21 protein-coding genes are annotated in these 20,004 nt (G+C 67.7%); 11 read left to right on the plus strand and 10 right to left on the minus strand.

Annotation, left to right across the window (positions count from 1 at the left end):
* Positions 1 to 68: 68 nt before the first annotated feature.
* Complete coding sequence (locus KF941_RS05980; RefSeq protein WP_214272807.1) at positions 69 to 743, minus strand: uroporphyrinogen-III synthase; 675 nt, start codon at positions 741 to 743, stop codon at positions 69 to 71.
* 64 nt (positions 744 to 807) lie between these two features.
* On the opposite strand from KF941_RS05980, the gene tsaD reads away from it, so the two are divergent.
* Genes tsaD through KF941_RS06005 form a run of 5 tightly spaced genes read left to right on the plus strand, consistent with a single transcriptional unit; the run spans position 808 to position 5,360 of the window.
* Complete coding sequence (gene tsaD, locus KF941_RS05985) at positions 808 to 1,878, plus strand: tRNA (adenosine(37)-N6)-threonylcarbamoyltransferase complex transferase subunit TsaD (RefSeq protein WP_214272808.1); 1,071 nt, start codon at positions 808 to 810, stop codon at positions 1,876 to 1,878.
* The gene (locus KF941_RS05990; protein WP_036756759.1) at positions 1,875 to 2,819 is read left to right on the plus strand and encodes an NAD(P)H-dependent glycerol-3-phosphate dehydrogenase; all 945 of its coding nucleotides are present in this window, start codon (positions 1,875 to 1,877) and stop codon (positions 2,817 to 2,819) included. Before tsaD ends, KF941_RS05990 begins: the two co-directional genes overlap by 4 nt.
* Positions 2,816 to 3,091: a YciI family protein gene (locus tag KF941_RS05995; RefSeq protein ID WP_214272809.1), complete on the plus strand. Its 276-nt coding sequence runs from the start codon at positions 2,816 to 2,818 to the stop codon at positions 3,089 to 3,091. Before KF941_RS05990 ends, KF941_RS05995 begins: the two co-directional genes overlap by 4 nt.
* Complete coding sequence (locus tag KF941_RS06000) at positions 3,091 to 3,516, plus strand: EVE domain-containing protein (RefSeq protein ID WP_036756762.1); 426 nt, start codon at positions 3,091 to 3,093, stop codon at positions 3,514 to 3,516. The genes KF941_RS05995 and KF941_RS06000 overlap by 1 nt, the downstream gene beginning before the upstream one ends.
* Before the next feature lie 41 nt (positions 3,517 to 3,557).
* Positions 3,558 to 5,360 carry an ABC transporter transmembrane domain-containing protein gene (locus KF941_RS06005; protein WP_114535735.1) on the plus strand — a complete coding sequence of 601 codons (1,803 nt, stop codon included), beginning with the start codon at positions 3,558 to 3,560 and terminating at the stop codon, positions 5,358 to 5,360.
* A 138-nt stretch (positions 5,361 to 5,498) separates the two neighbouring features.
* Here the strand turns inward: KF941_RS06005 and KF941_RS06010 are convergent, their stop codons facing one another.
* Positions 5,499 to 6,038: a CAP domain-containing protein gene (locus tag KF941_RS06010; protein ID WP_240540245.1), complete on the minus strand. Its 540-nt coding sequence runs from the start codon at positions 6,036 to 6,038 to the stop codon at positions 5,499 to 5,501.
* A 135-nt stretch (positions 6,039 to 6,173) separates the two neighbouring features.
* Here KF941_RS06010 and lysM point away from each other — a divergent pair, with 135 nt between their 5' ends.
* From lysM to KF941_RS06030, 4 genes are all read left to right on the plus strand, one after another.
* Entirely contained in the window at positions 6,174 to 6,668 is a 495-nt protein-coding gene (gene lysM / locus KF941_RS06015) for a peptidoglycan-binding protein LysM (protein WP_214272810.1), read from the plus strand.
* Between the two features lie 139 nt (positions 6,669 to 6,807).
* Positions 6,808 to 8,694, plus strand: a complete 1,887-nt coding sequence (locus tag KF941_RS06020) for an acyl-CoA synthetase (RefSeq protein ID WP_214272811.1) — start codon at positions 6,808 to 6,810, stop codon at positions 8,692 to 8,694.
* Between the two features lie 170 nt (positions 8,695 to 8,864).
* Positions 8,865 to 9,935: a glycosyltransferase 61 family protein gene (locus KF941_RS06025; RefSeq protein WP_214272812.1), complete on the plus strand. Its 1,071-nt coding sequence runs from the start codon at positions 8,865 to 8,867 to the stop codon at positions 9,933 to 9,935.
* Between the two features lie 8 nt (positions 9,936 to 9,943).
* Positions 9,944 to 10,762, plus strand: coding sequence for a glycosyltransferase (locus KF941_RS06030; RefSeq protein ID WP_072461963.1), 819 nt, complete (start codon positions 9,944 to 9,946; stop codon positions 10,760 to 10,762).
* 47 nt (positions 10,763 to 10,809) lie between these two features.
* Here KF941_RS06030 and ettA read toward each other — a convergent pair whose 3' ends face one another.
* From ettA to rimO, 3 genes are all read right to left on the minus strand, one after another.
* The gene (ettA, locus tag KF941_RS06035) at positions 10,810 to 12,465 is read right to left on the minus strand and encodes an energy-dependent translational throttle protein EttA (protein ID WP_214272813.1); all 1,656 of its coding nucleotides are present in this window, start codon (positions 12,463 to 12,465) and stop codon (positions 10,810 to 10,812) included.
* Positions 12,466 to 12,538: 73 nt separating this feature from the next.
* Positions 12,539 to 13,399 (minus strand): sulfotransferase, encoded by an 861-nt coding sequence (locus tag KF941_RS06040; protein WP_240540246.1) that lies wholly within the window; start codon positions 13,397 to 13,399, stop codon positions 12,539 to 12,541.
* Positions 13,400 to 13,474: 75 nt separating this feature from the next.
* The gene (gene rimO / locus KF941_RS06045) at positions 13,475 to 14,851 is read right to left on the minus strand and encodes a 30S ribosomal protein S12 methylthiotransferase RimO (protein WP_214273661.1); all 1,377 of its coding nucleotides are present in this window, start codon (positions 14,849 to 14,851) and stop codon (positions 13,475 to 13,477) included.
* A 91-nt stretch (positions 14,852 to 14,942) separates the two neighbouring features.
* On the opposite strand from rimO, the gene KF941_RS06050 reads away from it, so the two are divergent.
* Positions 14,943 to 15,416, plus strand: a complete 474-nt coding sequence (locus KF941_RS06050; RefSeq protein WP_214272814.1) for a hypothetical protein — start codon at positions 14,943 to 14,945, stop codon at positions 15,414 to 15,416.
* Positions 15,417 to 15,464: 48 nt separating this feature from the next.
* A complete protein-coding gene (locus tag KF941_RS06055; RefSeq protein ID WP_214272815.1) occupies positions 15,465 to 15,773 on the plus strand; it encodes a hypothetical protein in 309 nt (102 codons plus the stop codon).
* 4 nt (positions 15,774 to 15,777) lie between these two features.
* On the opposite strand, the gene KF941_RS06060 is transcribed toward KF941_RS06055, so the two are convergent.
* The 5 genes from KF941_RS06060 to KF941_RS06080 all read right to left on the minus strand — a co-directional run bounded on the left by KF941_RS06060 (position 15,778) and on the right by KF941_RS06080 (position 19,936).
* Positions 15,778 to 16,539, minus strand: coding sequence for an ABC transporter permease (locus KF941_RS06060; protein ID WP_036760703.1), 762 nt, complete (start codon positions 16,537 to 16,539; stop codon positions 15,778 to 15,780).
* Entirely contained in the window at positions 16,536 to 17,465 is a 930-nt protein-coding gene (locus tag KF941_RS06065) for an ABC transporter ATP-binding protein (RefSeq protein ID WP_036760705.1), read from the minus strand. Before KF941_RS06065 ends, KF941_RS06060 begins: the two co-directional genes overlap by 4 nt.
* Positions 17,466 to 17,571: 106 nt before the next feature.
* Positions 17,572 to 18,336, minus strand: a complete 765-nt coding sequence (locus tag KF941_RS06070; RefSeq protein ID WP_036760708.1) for a lysophospholipid acyltransferase family protein — start codon at positions 18,334 to 18,336, stop codon at positions 17,572 to 17,574.
* Positions 18,336 to 19,265 carry a cell division protein FtsX gene (locus tag KF941_RS06075; protein ID WP_072461914.1) on the minus strand — a complete coding sequence of 310 codons (930 nt, stop codon included), beginning with the start codon at positions 19,263 to 19,265 and terminating at the stop codon, positions 18,336 to 18,338. The genes KF941_RS06070 and KF941_RS06075 overlap by 1 nt, the downstream gene beginning before the upstream one ends.
* On the minus strand, positions 19,262 to 19,936 hold the full coding sequence (locus KF941_RS06080; RefSeq protein ID WP_036760710.1) for an ATP-binding cassette domain-containing protein: 675 nt from the start codon (positions 19,934 to 19,936) through the stop codon (positions 19,262 to 19,264). The genes KF941_RS06075 and KF941_RS06080 overlap by 4 nt, the downstream gene beginning before the upstream one ends.
* Positions 19,937 to 20,004 lie beyond the last annotated feature (68 nt).

The following is a 20,004-nucleotide window of genomic DNA, read 5'->3' on the forward strand; positions in this document are numbered from 1 at the left end:
TCCGCCCGCAATCATGATTGGCTCCCGCAGGCAGTCTAGTCGGCGGTGCGTGGCGCCTCAACCCGCCCTCATATGGATTGTTCCGTGGCCAGCAACCGCTCGACGGCGCAAAGCACCCCTTCGGCATCCGGGGTGGGCGCCGGCACGCTGCGCGCGGCCGGGCCCTGCCAGGCCTGCTGCGCCGCGGCGCTGATCGGCGCCAGCCACAGGGGCGCGCGCGCACCCGCCGCCCGGCCGGACAGAAGCCGCGCCGAGCGGGGCGAGAACAGCGGCAGGATCACCGGCCTGGCCCCCGCCAGCGCCGCCAGCGCCGCCGCGTTCAGCGGTTCGGGCAATTGGTCATAGACCACCATGTCCGGCACCGGCAGTTCCTTGGCGACATGGGCGCCATGCGGATGCAGCCAGCCCTGCCCCAGCCCCTTGATCAGCGGCAGCATCCGCGCCGCGTCGCCGGGACCCTCGGTCACGTCGAAGCCTGCCGCCCGCGCCGCCTCGGCCGTGGCCGGGCCGACGCAGATCGCCGGCCGCCCGCGCCCCGCCCCCGCCGCCGGCACGGCATTGACCGAGGTGAAGACCAGCCCCCGCGCCGCCGCCAGCCGCGCGGCATCATGCGCGACCGGCCGGATGCGCAGCACGGGCGAGATCAGCACCTCAAGCCCCAGATGCGCCAGACCTGCGGCAAATCGCCGCGAGGCCGGCTCGGGCCGGGTCAGAAGCAGGATGGGCGCGGGGTTCGGCGGCATGGCAATCGGCCTGACAAGATGCTACTCCCCCCTTGCCTAGGCCCTTGGCGGCGCGGGAACAAGGATGAGCATGGGACTGACCTTTCTGGGCATCGAAAGCAGCTGCGACGACAGCGCCGCCGCGGTGGTGCGCGACGACCGCAGCATCCTGGCCTCGGTCGTGGCCGGCCAGGCGGCGCTGCATGCCGATTTCGGCGGCGTGGTGCCGGAAATCGCCGCCCGCGCCCATGCCGAGAAGCTGGATCTTTGCGTCGAGGAGGCGCTGGCCCAGGCCGGGCTGCGGTTGTCCGACCTGGACGGGATCGCCGTCACCGCCGGGCCGGGGCTGATCGGCGGCGTGCTGTCGGGCGTCATGCTGGCCAAGGGGCTGGCGGCGGGCAGCGGGCTGCCGCTGGTCGGCGTCAACCACCTGGCCGGCCATGCGCTGACGCCGCGGCTGACCGACGGCATTCCCTTTCCCTATCTGATGCTGCTGGTCTCGGGCGGGCATTGCCAGTTCCTGCGCGTGGAGGGCCCGGCGGATTTCACCCGGCTCGGCGGCACCATCGACGACGCGCCGGGCGAGGCTTTCGACAAGGTGGCAAAGCTTCTGGGCCTGCCGCAGCCCGGCGGTCCCGCGGTCGAGGCGGCGGCGCGCGCGGGCGATCCGCGCCGCTTTGCCCTGCCCCGGCCGCTGCTGGACCGGCCGGGCTGCGACCTCAGCTTTTCCGGGCTCAAGACCGCCGTGCTGCGCCAGCGTGACGCGCTGGCGGCGGCGCAAGGGGGCTTGCACGAACAGGACCGCGCCGATCTTTGCGCCGGCTTCCAGGCGGCGGTGGCCGAGGTGCTGGCCGAAAAGACCCGCCGCGCCCTGGCGCTGGCCCCCGCTCCGGTGCTGGCGGTGGCCGGCGGCGTCGCGGCCAACGAATCCCTGCGCGCGGCCTTGCAGCGGGTCGCGGCCGAGGCCGGCGCGACCTTCCTGGCGCCGCCGCTGCGGCTTTGCACCGACAATGCCGCGATGATCGCCTGGGCCGGGATCGAGGCCTACCAGGCCGGCAAGCGCGACGGGATGGAGCTGGCCGCGCGCCCGCGCTGGCCGCTGGACCAGGGCGCCGCGCCGATGCTGGGCGCCGGCAAGCGGGGGGCCAAGGCATGAGCGTGGCGATCATCGGCGCGGGCGCCTTCGGCACGGCGCTGGCGGTTTCGTTGGCCAGCAAGGGCCCAGTCACGCTGTGGGGGCGCGACATCGGCTGGGCCGAGGCGCGCGAGAACCCGCGCCTGCCCGGCGTGACCCTGCCGCCGGCGCTGCACGTCACCGACCGGCTGGACGAGATCGCGGCCGAGACCGTGCTGCTGGCCCTGCCGGCGCAGGTGCTGGGCGGGTTCCTGGCCGAGCATGGCGCACGCTTCGACCGCCGCAACCTGGTCAGCTGCGCCAAGGGCATCGACCTGGCCACGCTGACCGGCCCCTCGGCGCTGATCGCCGCCGCCTGTCCGCAGGCGCGGGTGGCGGTGCTGACCGGCCCCAGCTTTGCCGCCGACATCGCCCGCGGCCTGCCCACGGCACTGACGCTCGCCTGCGCCGATGCCGGCACGGCCGAGGCGCTGCAACGCCGGCTCTCGACCGCCACGCTGCGGCTTTACCGCACCACCGACGTCACCGGGGCGGAACTGGGCGGGGCGCTGAAGAACATCATCGCCATCGCCGCCGGCGCCGCCATCGGCGCGGGCTATGGCGACAGCGCGCGCGCCAGCATCGTGACGCGCGGCTTTGCCGAGATGCTGCGCCTGGCCACCGCGCTCGGCGCCCGGCCCGAGACGCTGCCGGGCCTGTCGGGCCTGGGCGACCTGGTGCTAACCTGCACCTCGGAACAATCGCGCAACTTCCGCTATGGGCTGGCGCTGGGGACGGGGCGCGACTTCGCCGCCGGCACCACGGTCGAGGGCGCCGCCACCGCCCGCGCCGTCACCCGGCTGGCCGAAAGGCTGGGGATCGAGATGCCGATCTCGAATCTGGTCGCGGGGCTTGCCCAAGGCAGCATCGCCATGGAACATGCGCTGGATTTTCTGCTCAACCGCCCGCTCAAGGAGGAATGATGCCCCTTTTCGCCGTCATCTGCCGCGACCATCCCGGCAAGCTGCAAACCCGTCTCGACACCCGCGAAAGCCACCTGGCCTTCCTGGGCGCGCAGCCCGGCGTCAAGCTGGCCGGCCCCCTGGTCGAGAACGGCCAGCCCTGCGGCTCGCTGCTGGTGGTCGAGGGCGACGGCTTGACAGAGGTCAAGGAATGGGCGGCGCAGGATCCCTACAACGCGGCCGGACTGTTCGCCTCGGTCGAGGTGATCGAGTGGAAGAAGGTAATCGGCTGATGGCGCATTGGCTGTTCAAATCCGAGCCGGACGTCTTCAGCTTCGACGACCTGATCGCCAGGGGCGAGACGGGCGAGCAATGGGACGGCGTGCGCAACTACCAGGCCCGCAACAACATGCGCGCCATGAAGAAGGGCGAGCGCGGCTTCTTCTATCACTCGAACATCGGCAAGGAGATCGTCGGCATCTGCGAGGTGGTGGCCGAGGCGCATCCCGACACGACCGCCGCCGACCCGAAATGGGAATGCGTCGATGTCCGCGCCGTCGCCCGCATCAAGCGCCCGATCTCGCTGGACGAGGCCAAGGCCGAGCCGCGGCTGAAGGACATGGTGCTGGTCAATAATTCGCGCCTCTCGGTACAGCCGGTCTCGGATGCGGAATGGGAGATCATTCTGGAGCTGGCCGGCGGCAGCGAGCCGCTGTGAACGCGCCATCAGGCAGCCAACCGGCCACCCAGGGAGGACATATGGCACGCGGACCCAAACCCATCGTGGATCGGCCGACGACGAAACGCATCGGCGCGCTGCGGGCGCTCTGGCCCTTCCTGCGCCCCTATCGCGGGCTGCTGGCCGCGGCGCTGGTCGCGCTGGCGGTGACGGCGGCGATCAGCCTGGTCCTGCCGCTGGCGGTGCGTCGGGTGGTGGACGGGTTCGACGCCGGCGCACATCTGCTGGACCAGTATTTCGGCGCGGCGCTGGCCATCGTGGCGCTGCTCGCGCTGGGGACGGGGATGCGCTACTACCTCGTCACCCGGCTGGGCGAGCGGGTGGTGGCCGACATCCGCAAGGCCGTGTTCAGCCGCGTCATCGCCATGAGCCCGGCCTTCTACGAGCGCGTGCTGACCGGCGAGATCATCAGCCGCATCACCACCGACACCACGCTGATCCAGTCGGTGATCGGCTCTTCCGTCTCGATCGCGCTGCGCAATTTCCTGATCCTGGTCGGCGGCATGGTGATGCTGGTCTGGACCTCGGCCAAGCTGTCGGGGCTGGTGCTGCTGCTGGTGCCGCTGGTCGTGGTGCCCATCGTCGTGCTGGGCCGGCGGCTGCGCAAGCTGTCGCGCGAGAACCAGGACTGGATCGCGCTGTCCTCGGGCGCGGCCTCGGAAAGCCTGCTTTCGGCGCAGACCGTGCAGGCCTTCACGCAAGAGGGGCCGACGCGGGCGCGCTTCGACGACGTGACCGAGCGGTCCTATGATTCGGCGCTGAACCGGGTCAGGACGCGAACGGTGATGACGGTGATCGTCATCTTCCTGATCTTCTCGGGCGTGCTGGGGGTGCTGTGGATCGGCGCCCGCGACGTGCGGCTGGAGATCATGACCGTGGGCGAGCTGGTGCAGTTCGTCATCTACGCCGTGCTGGTCGCCGGCGCCGTGGGCGCACTGTCCGAGATCTGGGGCGAATTGCAGCGCGCCGCCGGCGCGACCGAGCGGCTGACGGAACTGCTGTCCGCGCAGGACATGCTGGCCGATCCGCCCCAGCCCCTGGCCCTGCCCCGGCCGGTCAGGGGGGCGATCCGGCTTGACGACGTGACCTTCCACTATCCCTCGCGCCCCGACCGCTCGGCGCTGGAGGGGGTCACGCTGGACATCCGCCCCGGCGAGACGGTGGCGCTGGTCGGGCCTTCGGGCGCCGGCAAGACCACGGTGATCCAGCTGCTGCTACGCTTCTGGGACCCCGATTCCGGGGCGGTGCGCATCGACGGCATCGACCTGCGCGACATGGCGCGGGGCGATTTCCGCCAGGCCATCGCGCTGGTGCCGCAGGATCCGGTCATCTTTGCCGCCACCGCGCGCGAGAACATCCGCTTCGGCCGGCCCGATGCCTCGGATGCCGAGGTCGAGGCCGCCGCCCGCGCCGCCCATGCCGACGAGTTCCTGAACCTGCTGCCCGAAGGCTATGACAGTTTCGTCGGCGAGCGCGGGGTGATGCTGTCGGGCGGGCAGAAGCAGCGCATCGCCATCGCCCGCGCCATCCTGCGCGACGCGCCGATCCTGCTTCTGGACGAGGCGACCTCGGCGCTGGACGCCGAATCCGAGCGGCTGGTGCAGCATGCGGTGGACGAGTTGGCGCGCACCCGCACCACGATCATCATCGCGCACCGGCTGGCCACGGTGAAGAAGGCCGACCGCATCGTCGTCTTCGACCATGGCCGCATCGTGGCCCAGGGCCGGCACGAGGAACTGGTGGCGCAGGGCGGCCTCTACGCCCGGCTGGCGCGGCTGCAATTCACCGAAGGCGCCATGGAAGCGGCGGAAGGCGTCGCCTGACAGGCCGGCGGGCGCGAGCAGAAATCGCGGCCCGGCCCCGACTGCGGGCCGCCCTGAACAGGCAACGGACGACGCGACCCGCCCCGGCAGGTGCCTCGGGGACGCAGGACGCCGCGAAGGGCCTCAGCGTGCCGGTGCTCAGCGCGGCGCGCTATAGACCGCTGCCCAGAAGACGGTCTTGCCATCCGCTCCCAGCGCCTTGCCGATGCCGTAATGGCGGGTCTGCGGGATCAGGATATTGGCCAGGTGCCCGCTGGAACGCGCCCATTCCACCAGCACGCGGTCCTGCCCCCAGGGACCGGCGGCGATGTTCTCGGCCGCGATGCTGGGGCGGTAGCCTTCCTTCTTCAGGCGCTGCATCGGCCCCTTGGTCTTGCTGCCCTGATGCGACATCACCCCGCGCTTGGCCATGTCGCAGGCATGGCGCGCCGCGGCCTCGGCCAGGTCGCGGTTCGATCGCAGCGGCGCCAGGCCGCGCGCCTGGCGCGTGGCATTGGTGGCGCGGACCGCTGCCTCATTTTCGCGCATCGAGGTCTGGAAGCAGGTGACGGTTCCCGGACGGACCGCATCCCCCGCGACGGACTTCGTCGAGATTCGCACCCCGTCCTCGGCCAGGGCGGGCAGCGCCACCAGGCCAAGAAAAAACGCCAGGATCAGTGATTTGCAGGATTTGTTCAACTTCTCTATCCCCTAAGACCTGCGAAAATTAGGGATCGGGCAGGCATTCCTCAACCTCCGATTGCTGAAATTTGTCTGGAACCGCCGCTTTCGGCGAATCGTTGCCGCCCCAGACACCGCCTGAAAGGAGAGATCATGGCTATCTGGGATTTCGTGAAGGACGCCGGCAAATCGCTTTTCGGATCCGAGGCCGAGGCGCTGGAAGCACCCGCCGCCGCCCAAGCCCCGCAAAGCGACACCGACCGCAAGGTGGCCGCGCTCAAGGCCGAGCTGTCCGCCCTGGGCCTGACCGGCAAGGACGTGCATCTGACGCTGCGCGGCGACACCGTGGTCATCTCGGGCAAGGCGCGCGACCAGGAAACCCTGGAAAAGCTGATCCTGGCGGTCGGCAACATCAAGGGCATCGCCCATGTCGAGCTGGGCGAGGGTGCCGGCACCGAAGCCCCCGCAGCAGCGGCGGCGCAGCCCCTGTTCCATACCGTCAGGAAGGGCGAGACGCTTTCGGCCATCGCGCAGCAATACCTGGGCAAGGCCAGCCGCTACCCCGAGATCTTCGAGGCCAACAAGCCCATGCTCAGCCATCCCGACAAGATCTATCCCGGCCAGACCCTGCGCATCCCCCAGGGCTGAGCCCAGGGCTGATCCCAGGGCGCGACGCTGCGTTTTGGCCCCGGCGTGGCGTGGCGGAATGCTTGCCAGCATGCTGATTGTTGGACCATTCTGCCTGTCGGCGGGGCACGACCCCGAAAGGGAGAACGGGAGGTAAGGAATGGCCAGGTTCGCGAGCGTCGCAGACCGCGATGCGGTCGAGGCGGAGATGCCCTATGCGCAGCGTCAGGTGCCGCGCACCGTCTATGAGGCGCTGACCCAGACCCGCGACCGCCATCCCCAGCGCCCGGCGATCAGCTTCCAGCTGTTCTCGGACCCCAAGGCGCCGGCCCGCACCCTGACCTGGACCGAGCTGCACGAGCGCGTGACCGAGACCGCGAACCTGTTTCGCAGCCTTGGCGTCGGGCCGGGGGACGTGGTGGCCTACCTGCTGCCCAATTGCATCGAGGCGCCGATCGTGCTGCTGGCGGGCGCGACGGCGGGCATCGTGAACCCGATCAACCCGCTTCTGGAGCCCGACCACATCGCCGCCATCCTGCGCGAGACCGGCGCCAAGGTGCTGGTGACGCTGAAGAGCTTCCCCAAGTCCGAGGTCGCGCAGAAGGCGGCCGAGGCGGTGGCGCAGGCCCCGAACGTGCAGACCGTGCTGGAGGTCGACCTGCGCGGCTACCTGACCGGGCTCAAGCGCATGCTGGTGCCGCTGATGCGGCCCAAGGTGCCCGCCCGCCACCATGCCAAAGTCATGGATTTCGAGGCCGCCGCCAGCGCCTGCAAGCACAACCGCCTGACCTTCGACGAACCGGCCGAGGACCGCGTCGCCGCCTTCTTCCACACCGGCGGCACCACCGGCATGCCCAAGGTCGCCCAGCACAAGCAATCGGGCATGATCTACAACGGCTGGCTGGGCGGCACGCTGCTGTTCAGCGAAACCGACGTGCTGATGTGCCCCTTGCCGATGTTTCACGTCTTCGCGGCCTATCCGGTGCTGATGTCCTGCCTGATCTCGGGCGCGCAGCTCATCATGCCGACGCCGGCGGGCTATCGCGGCGAGGGGGTGTTCGACAATTTCTGGAAGCTGATCGAACGCTGGCAGGCGACCTTCCTGATCACCGTGCCCACCGCCATAGCCGCGCTGATGCAGCGGCCGGTCGATGCCGATGTCTCGTCGCTCAAGACCGCGATCTCGGGCTCGGCGCCCCTGCCGATCGAGCTTTACAACCGCTTCAAGGCCGCGACCGGGGTCGAGATCGCCGAGGGCTACGGGCTGACCGAGGCGACCTGCCTCGTCTCCTGCAACCCGATGGACGGGCTGAAAAAGGTCGGCTCGGTCGGCATCCCCCTGCCCTATACCCATGTGCGCATCCTGCAGCGCCGCAACGGCGGCTTCCACGAATGCGCCATCGACGAGATCGGCGAGATCTGCGTGGCCAACCCCGGCGTCTTCGAGGGCTCGACCTATACCGAGGCCGACAAGAACCACGACCTTTTCGCCGAAAGCCGCTTCCTGCGCACCGGCGACCTGGGCCGGATGGACGGCGACGGCTATCTGTGGATCACCGGGCGCGCCAAGGATCTGATCATCCGCGGCGGCCACAACATCGACCCCGCCGAGATCGAGGACGCGCTGCTGTCCCATCCCAAGGTCGCCGCCGCCGCCGCCATCGGCCAGCCCGACTCCTTTGCGGGCGAGCTGCCCTGCGCCTATGTCGAACTGATCGCCGGCGTCGAGGTCTCGCTGGACGAGCTGATGGACCATGCCCGCGCCCATATCCACGAACGCGCCGCGGTGCCCAAGCATATCGGGATCCTGCCCGAACTGCCCAAGACCGCGGTGGGCAAGATCTTCAAGCCCGACCTGCGCAAGCTGGCGATCCGCCGCGTCTATGACGCCGCCCTGGCCGAGGCCGGGCTGGCCGCCGAGGTGGCCGAGGTGGTCGACGACCGCAAGCGCGGCCTGGTCGCCCGCATCCGCCCCAGGGACGAGATAGACCGCGACGCCGTCGCCCAGCTGCTTGGCCAATACGCCCTGCCCTGGGAATGGGAATAGGGCCCGCCGGCTCTTTCAACCGGCCTTCGGCGGAATGCCGTCGCAGGCCGGTTTAGCTTGCATCGTCAAGGAGGTGTTGCCAAACAAGGCCAAGATTGGGAGTGTTCGCCTGGCAGGCGAATCGCCGTGTATGTGTTTGAGAGTGTAAATTGAACGAGCCTTGTCCTCCATTGCCCGATCAGGGCTGGTCCAGAAAAACGATTACCCTGCAAGATGCGATTGTGGTCCCTCCGTGGGAATCCCGCCCCCGGACACCAAGCGGTGTCTGGAAGGACGGCGACATTGCAGAGGCAGCCGCCTGGCGTGGCGCCGGACGCATGTCGCTTGCGCTTGAAGAGGCCCCCGAGCCGGTTGAAAAACTCGAAGGGCATTTCCTCTTCGCGGGGATGTTTTATGGTCATTTCGGGCATTTCATTACCGAAACGATCAGCAGGCTTTGGGCGGTAAACAACGATTATGACGGGGTCTTGTTTACTCCCAAGCATCCGACCCTGACGCATTTCAAGAAGCCGCATCGAGAGATTTTCGAGATTTTCGGCATCAAATGCCCGACCCTGGTCATCAAGCAGCCTTCGCTGGTCGAAACCCTTACCATCCCCGGCCAGGGATTTGGCCTTGGTGAAATCGCCGCCGGCACGGAAGAGTTCCGAAATTTCCTGCGCGAGACCGTAGGAAAGCTTCCCGCCAACGGGCCGGAAAAGATCTATATCTCCAGAACGAAATATATTGCAAACGGCGGGCTGCTGGCTGAAGCGATCCTCGAGGAAAACCTGAGGCGCTCGGGCTATGTCCCCGTTTTCCCCGAGCAGCTGTCCTGGAAGGATCAGTTCGCGCTTTACCGCGCCGCCCGGAAAATCATCAGCCTGGACACATCCGCCCTTCACATGGCCGGGATGGCGGCCGACCCGGACAAGGATATTGCCGTCATCCTGCGCAGGAACAATGCCGAACACCATAGCATGCGCCTGCAGCTCAGGGGAATGATGGGAAAGGATCCCTTGCTGATCAACAGCCTGGTCGCCGAATATCTGGTGCCCGGCAAGAAGCCGAACCACAACAGCTGGGGCCAGGTGGATTTCAGGGAAATCCATGCGACATTGCTGGAGCATGGCTATCTGGACGCGGATGCGGCCTGGGACATTCCTTCGGCCGAAATCATTCAGGCCGACGTCGCCGAGGCCGAGCGGCGCGCAAAGGGAAGCCTTGCCTACACGCCGGTCACGAAACGGTTCGCACAATGAAGAACACCATGACCATAGTCGGGATTTGCCGCTTTTCCATGATCGGCCGCGGCGATTGGAAAGCCTATCGCAACGTCGAAGAAAACGACCTGGAACCGATCTACAAGCAAAAGGAGCAGGAGCTTTTCGGCGACGAGCGGATGAAGGCCCGTTTCGTGACGTTCGAGCAGTTGACGCTGGCGTCCCTGGACGCGCAGACCGACCCTGATTTCAAGCTGCTCGTCATCTCTTCGGACCGGATGCCCAAGGTCTATCGCGACCAGCTGCAAAGGCTTTGCGACGCGCGCCCCTATGTGGTGCTGCGCTTTGTCCCGCCGATGCATGTCGCCGATGCCCAGGTCCAGACGCTCAAGGAAATCGGGCTGGAATTGCAGGATTGCCTGCAATTCCGCCTCGACGACGACGATTGCCTTTCAAAGGATTATATCAGGAAGCTGCGCAAGCATGGCGATACCCTGTGGAAGGCGCATGGCGCCTTCGCCGTCAGCTTCCCCTCGGTGATCTATTCGGTCATCGACGGGCCGACGCAAGGGCTTTACCGCTGGTTCAACCCCTTCCTCGGCGTGGGTGTCGCCGTGCGCCATCCGCAACGCACGGTGTTCGGCTTTGCCCATTATCGCATCCCGACGGTCATGGTCGCCCTGACCGACCCCTCGGTTCCCAGCATCGTGACCCATTATGGGATGAACGACACGCCGCGGCACGCCAAGGAAATCCTGGCCAAAAGGGGCATGAAGAAAGCGCCGCGGGACGAATTGGATCGCCTGATCACGCGGCATTTCGACTACCTGTCGGAAACGGGCATGAAGGCCGCCGGGTTTCGATAACAGCCTGCGAAGAAAAAAGGGGGCAGATCTGCCCCCTTTCCTTCATCTTACCGCGTGAATTTCTTGTATTTCACCCGCTTCGGCTCGACCGAATCCGGGCCGAGGCGGCGGATCTTGTCGGCCTCGTAATCCTCGAAGTTGCCCTCGAACCATTCCACATGCGCATCGCCCTCGAAGGCCAGGATATGCGTGCAGAGCCGGTCGAGGAAGAAACGGTCGTGCGAAATGATGACGGCGCAGCCGGCGAAATCCTCCAGCGCCGCTTCCAGCGCCTGCAAGGTTTCCACGTCCAGGTCGTTGGTCGGCTCGTCCAGCAGCAGCACGTTGCCGCCGGATTTCAGCAGCTTGGCCATATGCACCCGGTTGCGCTCGCCGCCCGAGAGCAGCCCGACCTTTTTCTGCTGGTCGCCGCCCTTGAAGTTGAAGGCCGAGGCATAGGCGCGGCTGTTCATCGTCGCATCGCCCAGCTCGATCTGCTCGGCCCCGCCGGAAATTTCCTCCCACACGGTCTTGTTGGGGTCCAGCGCATCGCGCGACTGGTCCACATAGGACAGTTTCACCGTGTCGCCATAGCTGATTTCGCCCGCGTCGGGCGGTTCCTGCCCGGTCAGCATCCGAAACAGCGTCGACTTGCCGGCGCCGTTCGGGCCGATCACGCCGACGATACCGCCCGGCGGCAGGCTGAAGGTCAGATCCTCGATCAACAGCTTGTCGCCCATGGCTTTTTTCAGGCCGTTGACCTCGATCACCTTGTTGCCCAGCCGCTCGCCATTGGGGATGATGATCTGGGCGTTCGACAGCTTTTCCCGCTCGGACTGGCCGGCCAGTTCGTTATAGGCGTTGATCCGGGCCTTTTGCTTGGCCTGGCGCGCCTTGGCCCCGGCGCGGATCCATTCCAGTTCCCGCTCCAGCGTCTTTTGCTTGGCCTTGTCTTCGCGCGCTTCCTGCTCCAGCCGCTTGGCTTTTTGTTCCAGCCAGGCGGAATAATTGCCCTCGTAGGGGATGCCGCGGCCGCGGTCGAGTTCCAGGATCCAGCCGGTGATGTCGTCCAGGAAATAGCGGTCGTGGGTGACGATCAGGATGGTGCCGGGATATTCGATCAGGTGCTTTTGCAGCCAGGCGATGGTCTCGGCATCCAGATGGTTGGTGGGTTCGTCCAGCAACAGCATGTCGGGCTGTTCCAGCAGCAGCTTGCACAGCGCCACCCGGCGACGCTCGCCCCCCGACAGGCTTTCCACGTCGGCGTCATCCGGCGGGCAGCGCAGCGCCTCCATGGCCACGTCGATCTGGCTGTCCAGATCCCACAGGTTCTCGGCGTCGATCTCGTCCTGCAGCTTCGCCATTTCCTCGGCGGTCTCGTCCGAGTAGTTCATGGCAAGTTCGTTGTAGCGGTCCAGCTTGGCCTGCTTGGCCTTGACCCCTTCCATGACGTTGCCGCGCACGTTCAACGCCGGGTCCAGCTGCGGCTCCTGCGGCAGGTAGCCGACGGTCGCGCCCTTGGCGGCCCAGGCCTCGCCGGTGAAGTCCTTGTCGATGCCGGCCATGATGCGCAGCAGCGTCGACTTGCCGGCACCGTTGACGCCGACGACGCCGATCTTGACGCCGGGCAGGAAGTTCAGGCGGATGTTCTCGAAGGTCTTCTTGCCGCCCGGATAGGTCTTGGACACCCCGTCCATGTGGTAAACGAACTGGTAGGAGGCCATGATCTTTCCCCGTCTCTGAAATCCGTGTGAAACTTGGCCGCTATGTAGTCGAGCGGGAACGAAAGGGGAAGGCTCAGCGGAAAGCCTTGGTGAATTCCGGGCCGAAGCTTTGTTCCAGAAAGGCGAATTGCGGCTCGAGCTTGTCGCGCAGCCGGGCGCGGGCCTGGTCGGGCACCACCAGCGCATTGTCCGAGGCGAAGACCTTCTTGCCGAGGTCGCGATAGTCATGCGGCCGCAGGTCCAGGAAGTCCTCGACCCGGCGCAGCAAGCCCAGGGGATCGCGGGCGATCATGCCGAAGGGCAGGTAAAGCAGCCGGTCGGGGCCGAAATGCGCGTTCCAGCGCGGCACATAGGTCATGTAGTCGCCGCGATCCATCAGTTCGGGGGCCTCGACCTCGGCCAGCCAGTCCTCGACGGTGGCGGGCTTGCGGCGCGCCCGCGTCAGGTTCATCTTGAGCTGCGAGACGGCGCGATCGACCGGGTGGCGGATGATATAGATGAACTTCGCCTGCGGCAGGAATTTCGCCAGGAACTCCACGCCCTCGACCGGCAGGGTCGAATATTCCGGGGTCACGTCGATGGTCCTGGCCCCCTGGGGCGCCGGGGCGAAGACCAGCTTGTACCAATGGTTGGTGAACATCGGCTCGCGGGTGACGCGGTCCAGGTAGCGCACCATCTCGCGCGGCATCTCTTCGCCGCGGGCGGCCCAGCGTTTCTCGATGTTCTGGCGGCCGCGGCGGAAATGCCAGGGCAGCCATTTGCGATGCTCCTCGATGAAGCGGTGGTTGAAGAACTGCACCTCCTTGAACGGAGGCGTCCAGACATCGGGATGCTGGCCCAGCATCTGCGACAGCCACGTGGTGCCGGCCTTTTGCGCGCCGATGCCCAGGAAATCGGGTTTGCGGGGTTTGCCTTCGGGATCCCAGTTCATCATGCCGCCTTGCTGCGTCGCGCTGCCGCCTGATTAAGCCAGCGGCGCGGGCGCCACAACCTGCGCGATTGTCGCCGCCTAGAGCCGGCCCCAAAGGTCGTATTCGCCGGCCTCGTCCACGGTGACGGTGACGATGTCGCCCGGCGCCAGCGCCTCGAAACCCTGGTCGATGAACAGGTTGCCGTCGATCTCCGGCGCATCGGCCTGGGTGCGGCAGGTCGCGCCCTCGTCGTCCACGCTGTCCACGATCACCTCGATGCGCCGGCCGACCTTGGCCGCCAGCTTGGCTTCCGAGATCGCCTGCGCCTTCTGCATGAAGCGGTCCCAGCGGTCCTGCTTGACCTCGTCCGGGACGTGGTCGGGCAGGTCGTTCGCGCGCGCGCCCTTGACGTTTTCGTATTGGAAGCAGCCGACGCGATCCAGTTGCGCCTCGTCCAGCCAGTCCAGCAGGGTCTGGAACTCGGCCTCGGTCTCGCCGGGATAGCCGACGATGAAGGTCGAGCGCAGGGTGATCTCGGGGCAGGCGGCGCGCCAGGCAGCGATCTCGTCCAGCGTCCGCGCCGCCGCCGCCGGCCGGGCCATGCGCTTCAGCGTGTCCGGGTGCGCATGCTGGAAGGGGATGTCGAGATAGGGCAGCACCAACCCCCCGGCCATCAGCGGGATCAGGTCGCGCACATGCGGATAGGGATAGACGTAATGCAGCCGCACCCATGCCTCCAGCGACCCCAGGTCGCGGGCCAGGTCGGTGATATGCGCCCGATGCCCACGCTCCTCGGCGAATTTGCGGTCGAGCCCGTAGGCCGAGGTGTCCTGCGAAATCACCAGCAGCTCGCGCACCCCCGCCTCGACCAGCTTTTCCGCCTCGCGGATCACGGCATGGGCGGGGCGGCTGACCAGCTTGCCGCGCATGTCGGGGATGATGCAGAACTTGCAGGCGTGGTTGCAGCCCTCGGAGATCTTCAGGTAGCTGTAATGGCGCGGCGTCAGCTTGACGCCCGAGGCCGGCAGCAGGTCCACGAAGGGATCGGGGCTGGGCGGCACGGCGTGATGCACCGCGTCCAGCACCTGCTCGTATTGCTGCGGCCCCGTCACCGCCAGCACCGAGGGATGCGCGCCGGTGATGTATTCCGGCTCGGCGCCAAGGCAGCCGGTGACGATCACCTTGCCGTTTTCCGCCAGCGCCTCGCCGATGGCCTGCAGGCTTTCCGCCTTGGCGCTGTCCAGGAAACCGCAGGTGTTCACGATCACCGCGCCGGCGCCCTTGTAGTCGGGGCTGATCGCATAGCCCTCGGCCCGCAGGCGGGTCAGGATGCGTTCGCTGTCCACCAGCGCCTTGGGACAGCCGAGGCTGACCATGCCGATGGTGGGCTGCCCGTCCCTTCGCGTGGTGTCGAAGATCGGGCTGGGGGCTAGATCGGGGCGCAACAGGGGCGGGTTCTGGCTCATGGCCGGCATATAATGCGGGTCGCGGCGCTTGTTAAGCCGCAAGCGCGGCTCGCCGGAACGTCATTTGGACTTGTGCGTTCGCCAAGGCATAGCAGGGGACATGAGCATGCCTTCCCTCCTGACCCGCCTTTCTTCGGCGCTTGTCCTGGCGCTGGCCCTTGGCACCGGCGTCGCCAGCCTGCCCGCGACGGCCGAGGCGCAGCCGCGCGGCAAGCCCATCGTCATCGTGAACAACCGCGGCGGCAATGTCGTCGAGGCGATCCGCCAGCGCAACAAGCTGGCCGCCAGCGGCCGCCCGGTCGAGGTGCGCGGCTATTGCCGCTCGGCCTGCACGATCTATATCACCCTGCCCAATGCCTGCCTGGGGCCCAGGGCGACGGTGGGCTTCCACGCGCCCCGCATCCCCGGCACCACCATCATCCCGCCCATCGTGGACGAGCTGATGGCGCAATATTACCGCAACGGCATCCTGCACATGTGGAACGCGCGCTGGAAACATTCGTTGAAGATGCAGAAGATCTCGGCCCGCGAATATGTCCGGCTTGATCCGCAGACGCGGCTGTGCCGGAACTAGATGACAGCTCAACGGCCATATGTCACATTTGTCTGCAAGGGAGGAGCCATGATGATTCGACATTGCATTTTCATTTCCGCCACAGCCCTTTTCTGGGCGACGGCGGCCGGGGCGCAGGACGCGGCAACCGAGGCCCCGCAGCCGCTGCGGCAAGGCGCCGGCAGCGCGGCGCAGGCGGCGCCGGGGCTGCTCGACTGCGCGATCTGGGCCGACCGCGAGCGGCTTGCCCCGGCCTATCGGCAGCTGGCGCAGACGCATGGCCGCGACACGGCGGAAAGCTGGCTGCGGCAGCAGACCACCGCCTACAACCTGCACGCGGCCCGGATGGGCAAGGCGGCGGCGCCCTGCCCGGCCTGAGCCGTCATTCGCGCAGCCGCCAGCCGGTCAGGAAGATCCAGCGGATCGCGCCCATGCAGACCAGGATCATCAGCGCGACCGCGCCCAGCGACAGCCCGACCGGCACGTCGGCAAAGCCGAAAAAGCTCCAGCGGAAGCCCGAGATCAGGTAAAGCACCGGGTTGAGCTTGGCCACGCCCTCCCAGAAGGGCGGCAGCATCGAGGCCGAATAGAAGGCCCCGCCCAGGAACACCAGGGGCGTGATGACCATCATCGGCACGATCTGCAACTGCTCGAAATTCTTGGCCCAGAGGCCGATGATGAAGCCCAGCAGCGAAAAGGCCACGGCGGTCAGCAGCAGAAAGGCCAGCATCCAGAACGGATGGGCGATATGGACGCCGGTGAACCAGAAGCTGGTCGCCAGGATCACCAGCGCGATCATCACCGCCTTGGCGGCGGCGGCGCCGACGAAGCCCAGCGTGACCTCGATCCAGCCGGTCGGCGCGACGAGGATCTCGTAGATCGTGCCCGAGAATTTCGGGAAATAGATGCCGAAGCTGGCATTGGCCACGGATTGCTGCAACACGGTCAGCATCATCAGCCCCGGCACGATGAAGGCGCCGTAGGGCACGCCCTCGACCGCCTGGATGCGCCCGCCGATGGCCGCGCCGAAGACGACGAAGTAAAGCACCGTGGACAGCACCGGCGAGGCCAGCGATTGCCAGACCGTGCGGAAGAAGCGCGCCATCTCATGGCCGAAGACGGCGCGGGCGGAACGCCAGTTCATGCGGTTTCCTCCTCGACCAGCGACATGAAGATCTCTTCCAGGCTGCTCTGCTTGGTCGAGACGTCTCGCACGGCAAGGCCGCGCTCGGCCAGTTCGGCCAGCAGGTGGGCGATGCCGGTGCGCTCGGCCCTGGTGTCGTAGTCATAGCCCAGTTCGCGCCCGTCGGCCGAAAGCACCAGCCCGCGCCCGGCCAGGTCGGCCGGCAGCGCCGCCAGCGGCTCGTAAAGCGAGATGGTCAGGTGCTTCTTGCCGAATTCGCCCATCAACGCGTCCTTGGACCGGACCAGCAGCAATTCGCCGCGGTTGATGACGCCGATGCGGTCGGCCATGTCCTCGGCCTCTTCCAGGTAGTGGGTGGTCAGGATGATGGTCACGCCCTCGGCGCGCAATTCGCGCACCACCTGCCACATCTCGCGCCGCAGGGTCACGTCCACCCCGGCGGTCGGCTCGTCCAGGAACAGCACCTTGGGCCGGTGCGACAGCGCCTTGGCGATCAGCACCCGCCGCTTCATGCCGCCCGACAGCTCGCGCGTCTTGGCATCGCGCTTGTCCCACAGCGCCAGGCTGCGCAGCAATTGCTCGATATAGGCGTCGTCCGGCGGCTCGCCGTAAAGCCCGCGGGTAAAGCGCACGCAGTCGATGACCGTCTCGAAGGGCTCCAGCGCGATCTCCTGCGGGACAAGGCCGATCAGCTTGCGCGCCGCGCGCCAATCCGTGCGGATGTCGTGGCCGCCGACGCGCACCGTGCCGCCGCTGGGCACCACCAGGCCGCAGATGATCGAGATCAGCGTGGTCTTGCCCGCCCCGTTCGGGCCGAGCAGCGCCAGGATCTCGCCCTCCTCGATCTGCAGCGAGACCTCTTTCAGCGCCACCGTGCCGCTGCCGTAGCGTTTGGAAACATGGTCGATGTCGATGATCGGACGCATACCGTCCCCCTGTTCTGGCCCGAAGGCCCGCGAATCCGCCGGGCAGGTTGGACCGCAACCGCGGGCGGGCGCAATGGCGAAAACGCCCCTGACCTTGCGTCAGCCCTCAGGCCGGCGGCAGGCCGCCCGCCTCGGCCAGCAGGCGGTCGCTGGCGCTCTCGATCCGGTCCTCCAGCAATTCCATCACCGCCCCCGACCGCGGGCCGGCGGTGATCGGCGGCAGGAACTCGATCACCGCCGTGCCGCCGCGGATCGGGATGCCCTGCCGGGGCCAGAACAGGCCGCAATTGACCGCCACCGGGTGGATGGGCAGGCCGGTCGCGCGCTGGATGGTGCCGGCGCCGTGCTTGTAGGGCAGTTTCTGCCCCGGCCGGGTGCGGGTGCCCTCGGGATAGATGATCAGCTGGCCCAGCCCGCCGGGACGGGCGCGGGCGGCCTCGATCCCGGCGATGATCTGCTTCATCGCCTCCTTGCCGCGGGCGCGGTCGATGGGGATGCAGCCGACCTTGCGCGCGAACCAGCCCATCACCGGCACCCGCAGCACCTCGCGCTTCATCACGAAGGCGCGGCGCGGGCAGGCGCGGGCCAGCGCCAGGATGTCGAGAAAGCTGTGATGCTTGGAGGCGACGATGCAGTCGCCGGCGGGCGGCGTGCCGCGGTATTCGACCCGGACGCCCAGGATCAGCCGTGCCGCGCCCAGCATCTGGTCCAGCCACAGGCTGGCCACGCGATGCGCGCGCTCGGGGTGGACCAGCACCTGCGGCAGGCCCCACAGCCCCAGCACCAGCGTCACCAGCGCCGCATAAAGGTAATAAAGCACCGTGCGCGGCCAATCCAGGACCGAGGCCCGGCGCGGATGATAGAGGGCCATCAGCGCACCTCGCGCAGCATCTTCAGCGCCGCCCAGCGGGTCGCGACGAAGCCGATGGCAGCGGCGAGCGGCGGGATCAGCAAGGGCCAGAGCCAGCCCCAGCCCTGGAATCCCAGCCCGGTCAGGAAGCTGCCCGCCTGGTCCATCGCGGGCAGCGCCCAGATCGCCGCCATCCCCAGCGCGGTGCCGCCGGCCGCACCCATGGCGGCGCGGCGGGTAAAGCGGCGCACGAAGGCGGTGGCGATGGTGATGTCGCGCGCGCCGATCAGGCGCAGGACGCGGATCACCTGCCCGTTCGCCGCCAGCGCCGCCTTGGCCGCCAGCGTGATCATCGCCCCCGAGGCGGCGGCGATCAGCAACAGCGAGACGAGGCCCAGCACCCGCAGCCGGTTCGCGGCCGAGACCAGCGGCTGGCGCCAGCGGGTATGGTCGTCCAGCACCGCGCCCGGCGCCTCGCCCTCCAGCCGCAGGCGCAGCGCCTCGGCATCGAAACCCTCGGCCGCCTCGGTGATCTCGATCAGGCGCGGCACCGGCAGGGCCTCGACCGGGACATCGGGGCCGAACCAGGGCTCCAGCAGCCCTTCCACCTCGTCATCGGGCAAGAGCCGCGCCTCGGCGATGCCGGGGGTGGTCTTCAGCGCCTCCATCACCGTGAGGGTCTGCTCGTCGATCTGGTCCTCGGGGGCCGAGATGCGCACGGTCACGGTCTGGGCCAGCTCGCTGGACCAGCGTTCGGCCAGCCGGCCGGTGGCCAGCGCCAGCGCCAGGGCAAAGACCGCCAGAAAGGCCATGGCCGCGGCCGAGAACACGGTCAGCTGCGCGGTAAAGCCGGTCGGCGGCACCACGCGGTCCGTCCCCGCCGGGTCGGGTCGGGTCAGCCCGCGCCACAGCGTCGCCAGGTCGAGCGATTTCAGATCGGCTTTCTTCACAGGTCCGCCCCCGCCAGTTGCAGCCTCTTGCCCGCGATGCGCAGCACCCGCGCCTGCACCTGCTGCTTGGCGGCACGGATCAGGTTCAGGTCATGGGTAGCGATCAGCACCGCCTTGCCAGAACGGTTCAGTTCGATCAGCAGCTGCAAAAGCCGCATCGACATGTCCCAGTCCAGGTTCCCGGTCGGCTCGTCCGCCAGGATCAGGTCGGGCGACATGATGACGGCGCGGGCCAGCGCGGCGCGCTGCCGTTCGCCCCCCGACAGTTCGGGGGGCATGGCGCGGGCATGGCCGGACAGCTGCACCCAGGCCAGCAACTCGCCCAGGGCCGGCATGTCGACCTGCTCGCCCGAGACCAGCAACGGCAGGGCGATGTTTTCCGCCACCGGCAGGTGGTCCAGGAATTGCGTGTCCTGATGCACCACCCCCACCCGCCGCCGCAGCCCGGCGATGCCGTCGCGCGACAGCCCCTGCACATCCTGGCCAAAGGCGGTCATCCGCCCGCCGCTGGGCAGCAGGTCGGCATAGCACAGCCGCAGGAAGGTGGTCTTGCCCGCGCCCGAGGGGCCGGTCAGGAAATGGAAGGAACCCGGCTGAAGCGTCAGCGACATGTCGGCAAGCAGCGGATCGTTGCCGCTGTAGCCGAAGGACAGGTTCTGCATCTCGATCACTGGTGGTCCCTTTCCGAGCGGGCTGCTTGGCGCGCGGTTCGTGGCTTGATAGAACAGTCGCGCGGCGA

Source organism: Paracoccus sp. pheM1 (genome assembly GCF_018499825.1).
Classification (GTDB): domain Bacteria; phylum Pseudomonadota; class Alphaproteobacteria; order Rhodobacterales; family Rhodobacteraceae; genus Paracoccus; species Paracoccus versutus.

Bases quoted from the DNA above. Each gene is read 5' to 3' on its own strand.
- KF941_RS05980 (WP_214272807.1), bottom strand. From the start codon at position 743: ATGCCGCCGAACCCCGCGCCCATCCTGCTTCTGACCCGGCCCGAGCCG.
- tsaD (WP_214272808.1), top strand. From the start codon at position 808: ATGAGCATGGGACTGACCTTTCTGGGCATCGAAAGCAGCTGCGACGAC.
- KF941_RS05990 (WP_036756759.1), top strand. From the start codon at position 1,875: ATGAGCGTGGCGATCATCGGCGCGGGCGCCTTCGGCACGGCGCTGGCG.
- KF941_RS05995 (WP_214272809.1), top strand. From the start codon at position 2,816: ATGATGCCCCTTTTCGCCGTCATCTGCCGCGACCATCCCGGCAAGCTG.
- KF941_RS06000 (WP_036756762.1), top strand. From the start codon at position 3,091: ATGGCGCATTGGCTGTTCAAATCCGAGCCGGACGTCTTCAGCTTCGAC.
- KF941_RS06005 (WP_114535735.1), top strand. From the start codon at position 3,558: ATGGCACGCGGACCCAAACCCATCGTGGATCGGCCGACGACGAAACGC.
- lysM (WP_214272810.1), top strand. From the start codon at position 6,174: ATGGCTATCTGGGATTTCGTGAAGGACGCCGGCAAATCGCTTTTCGGA.
- KF941_RS06020 (WP_214272811.1), top strand. From the start codon at position 6,808: ATGGCCAGGTTCGCGAGCGTCGCAGACCGCGATGCGGTCGAGGCGGAG.
- KF941_RS06030 (WP_072461963.1), top strand. From the start codon at position 9,944: ATGACCATAGTCGGGATTTGCCGCTTTTCCATGATCGGCCGCGGCGAT.
- ettA (WP_214272813.1), bottom strand. From the start codon at position 12,465: ATGGCCTCCTACCAGTTCGTTTACCACATGGACGGGGTGTCCAAGACC.
- KF941_RS06040 (WP_240540246.1), bottom strand. From the start codon at position 13,399: ATGATGAACTGGGATCCCGAAGGCAAACCCCGCAAACCCGATTTCCTG.
- rimO (WP_214273661.1), bottom strand. From the start codon at position 14,851: ATGCCGGCCATGAGCCAGAACCCGCCCCTGTTGCGCCCCGATCTAGCC.
- KF941_RS06050 (WP_214272814.1), top strand. From the start codon at position 14,943: ATGAGCATGCCTTCCCTCCTGACCCGCCTTTCTTCGGCGCTTGTCCTG.
- KF941_RS06055 (WP_214272815.1), top strand. From the start codon at position 15,465: ATGATGATTCGACATTGCATTTTCATTTCCGCCACAGCCCTTTTCTGG.
- KF941_RS06060 (WP_036760703.1), bottom strand. From the start codon at position 16,539: ATGAACTGGCGTTCCGCCCGCGCCGTCTTCGGCCATGAGATGGCGCGC.
- KF941_RS06065 (WP_036760705.1), bottom strand. From the start codon at position 17,465: ATGCGTCCGATCATCGACATCGACCATGTTTCCAAACGCTACGGCAGC.
- KF941_RS06070 (WP_036760708.1), bottom strand. From the start codon at position 18,336: ATGGCCCTCTATCATCCGCGCCGGGCCTCGGTCCTGGATTGGCCGCGC.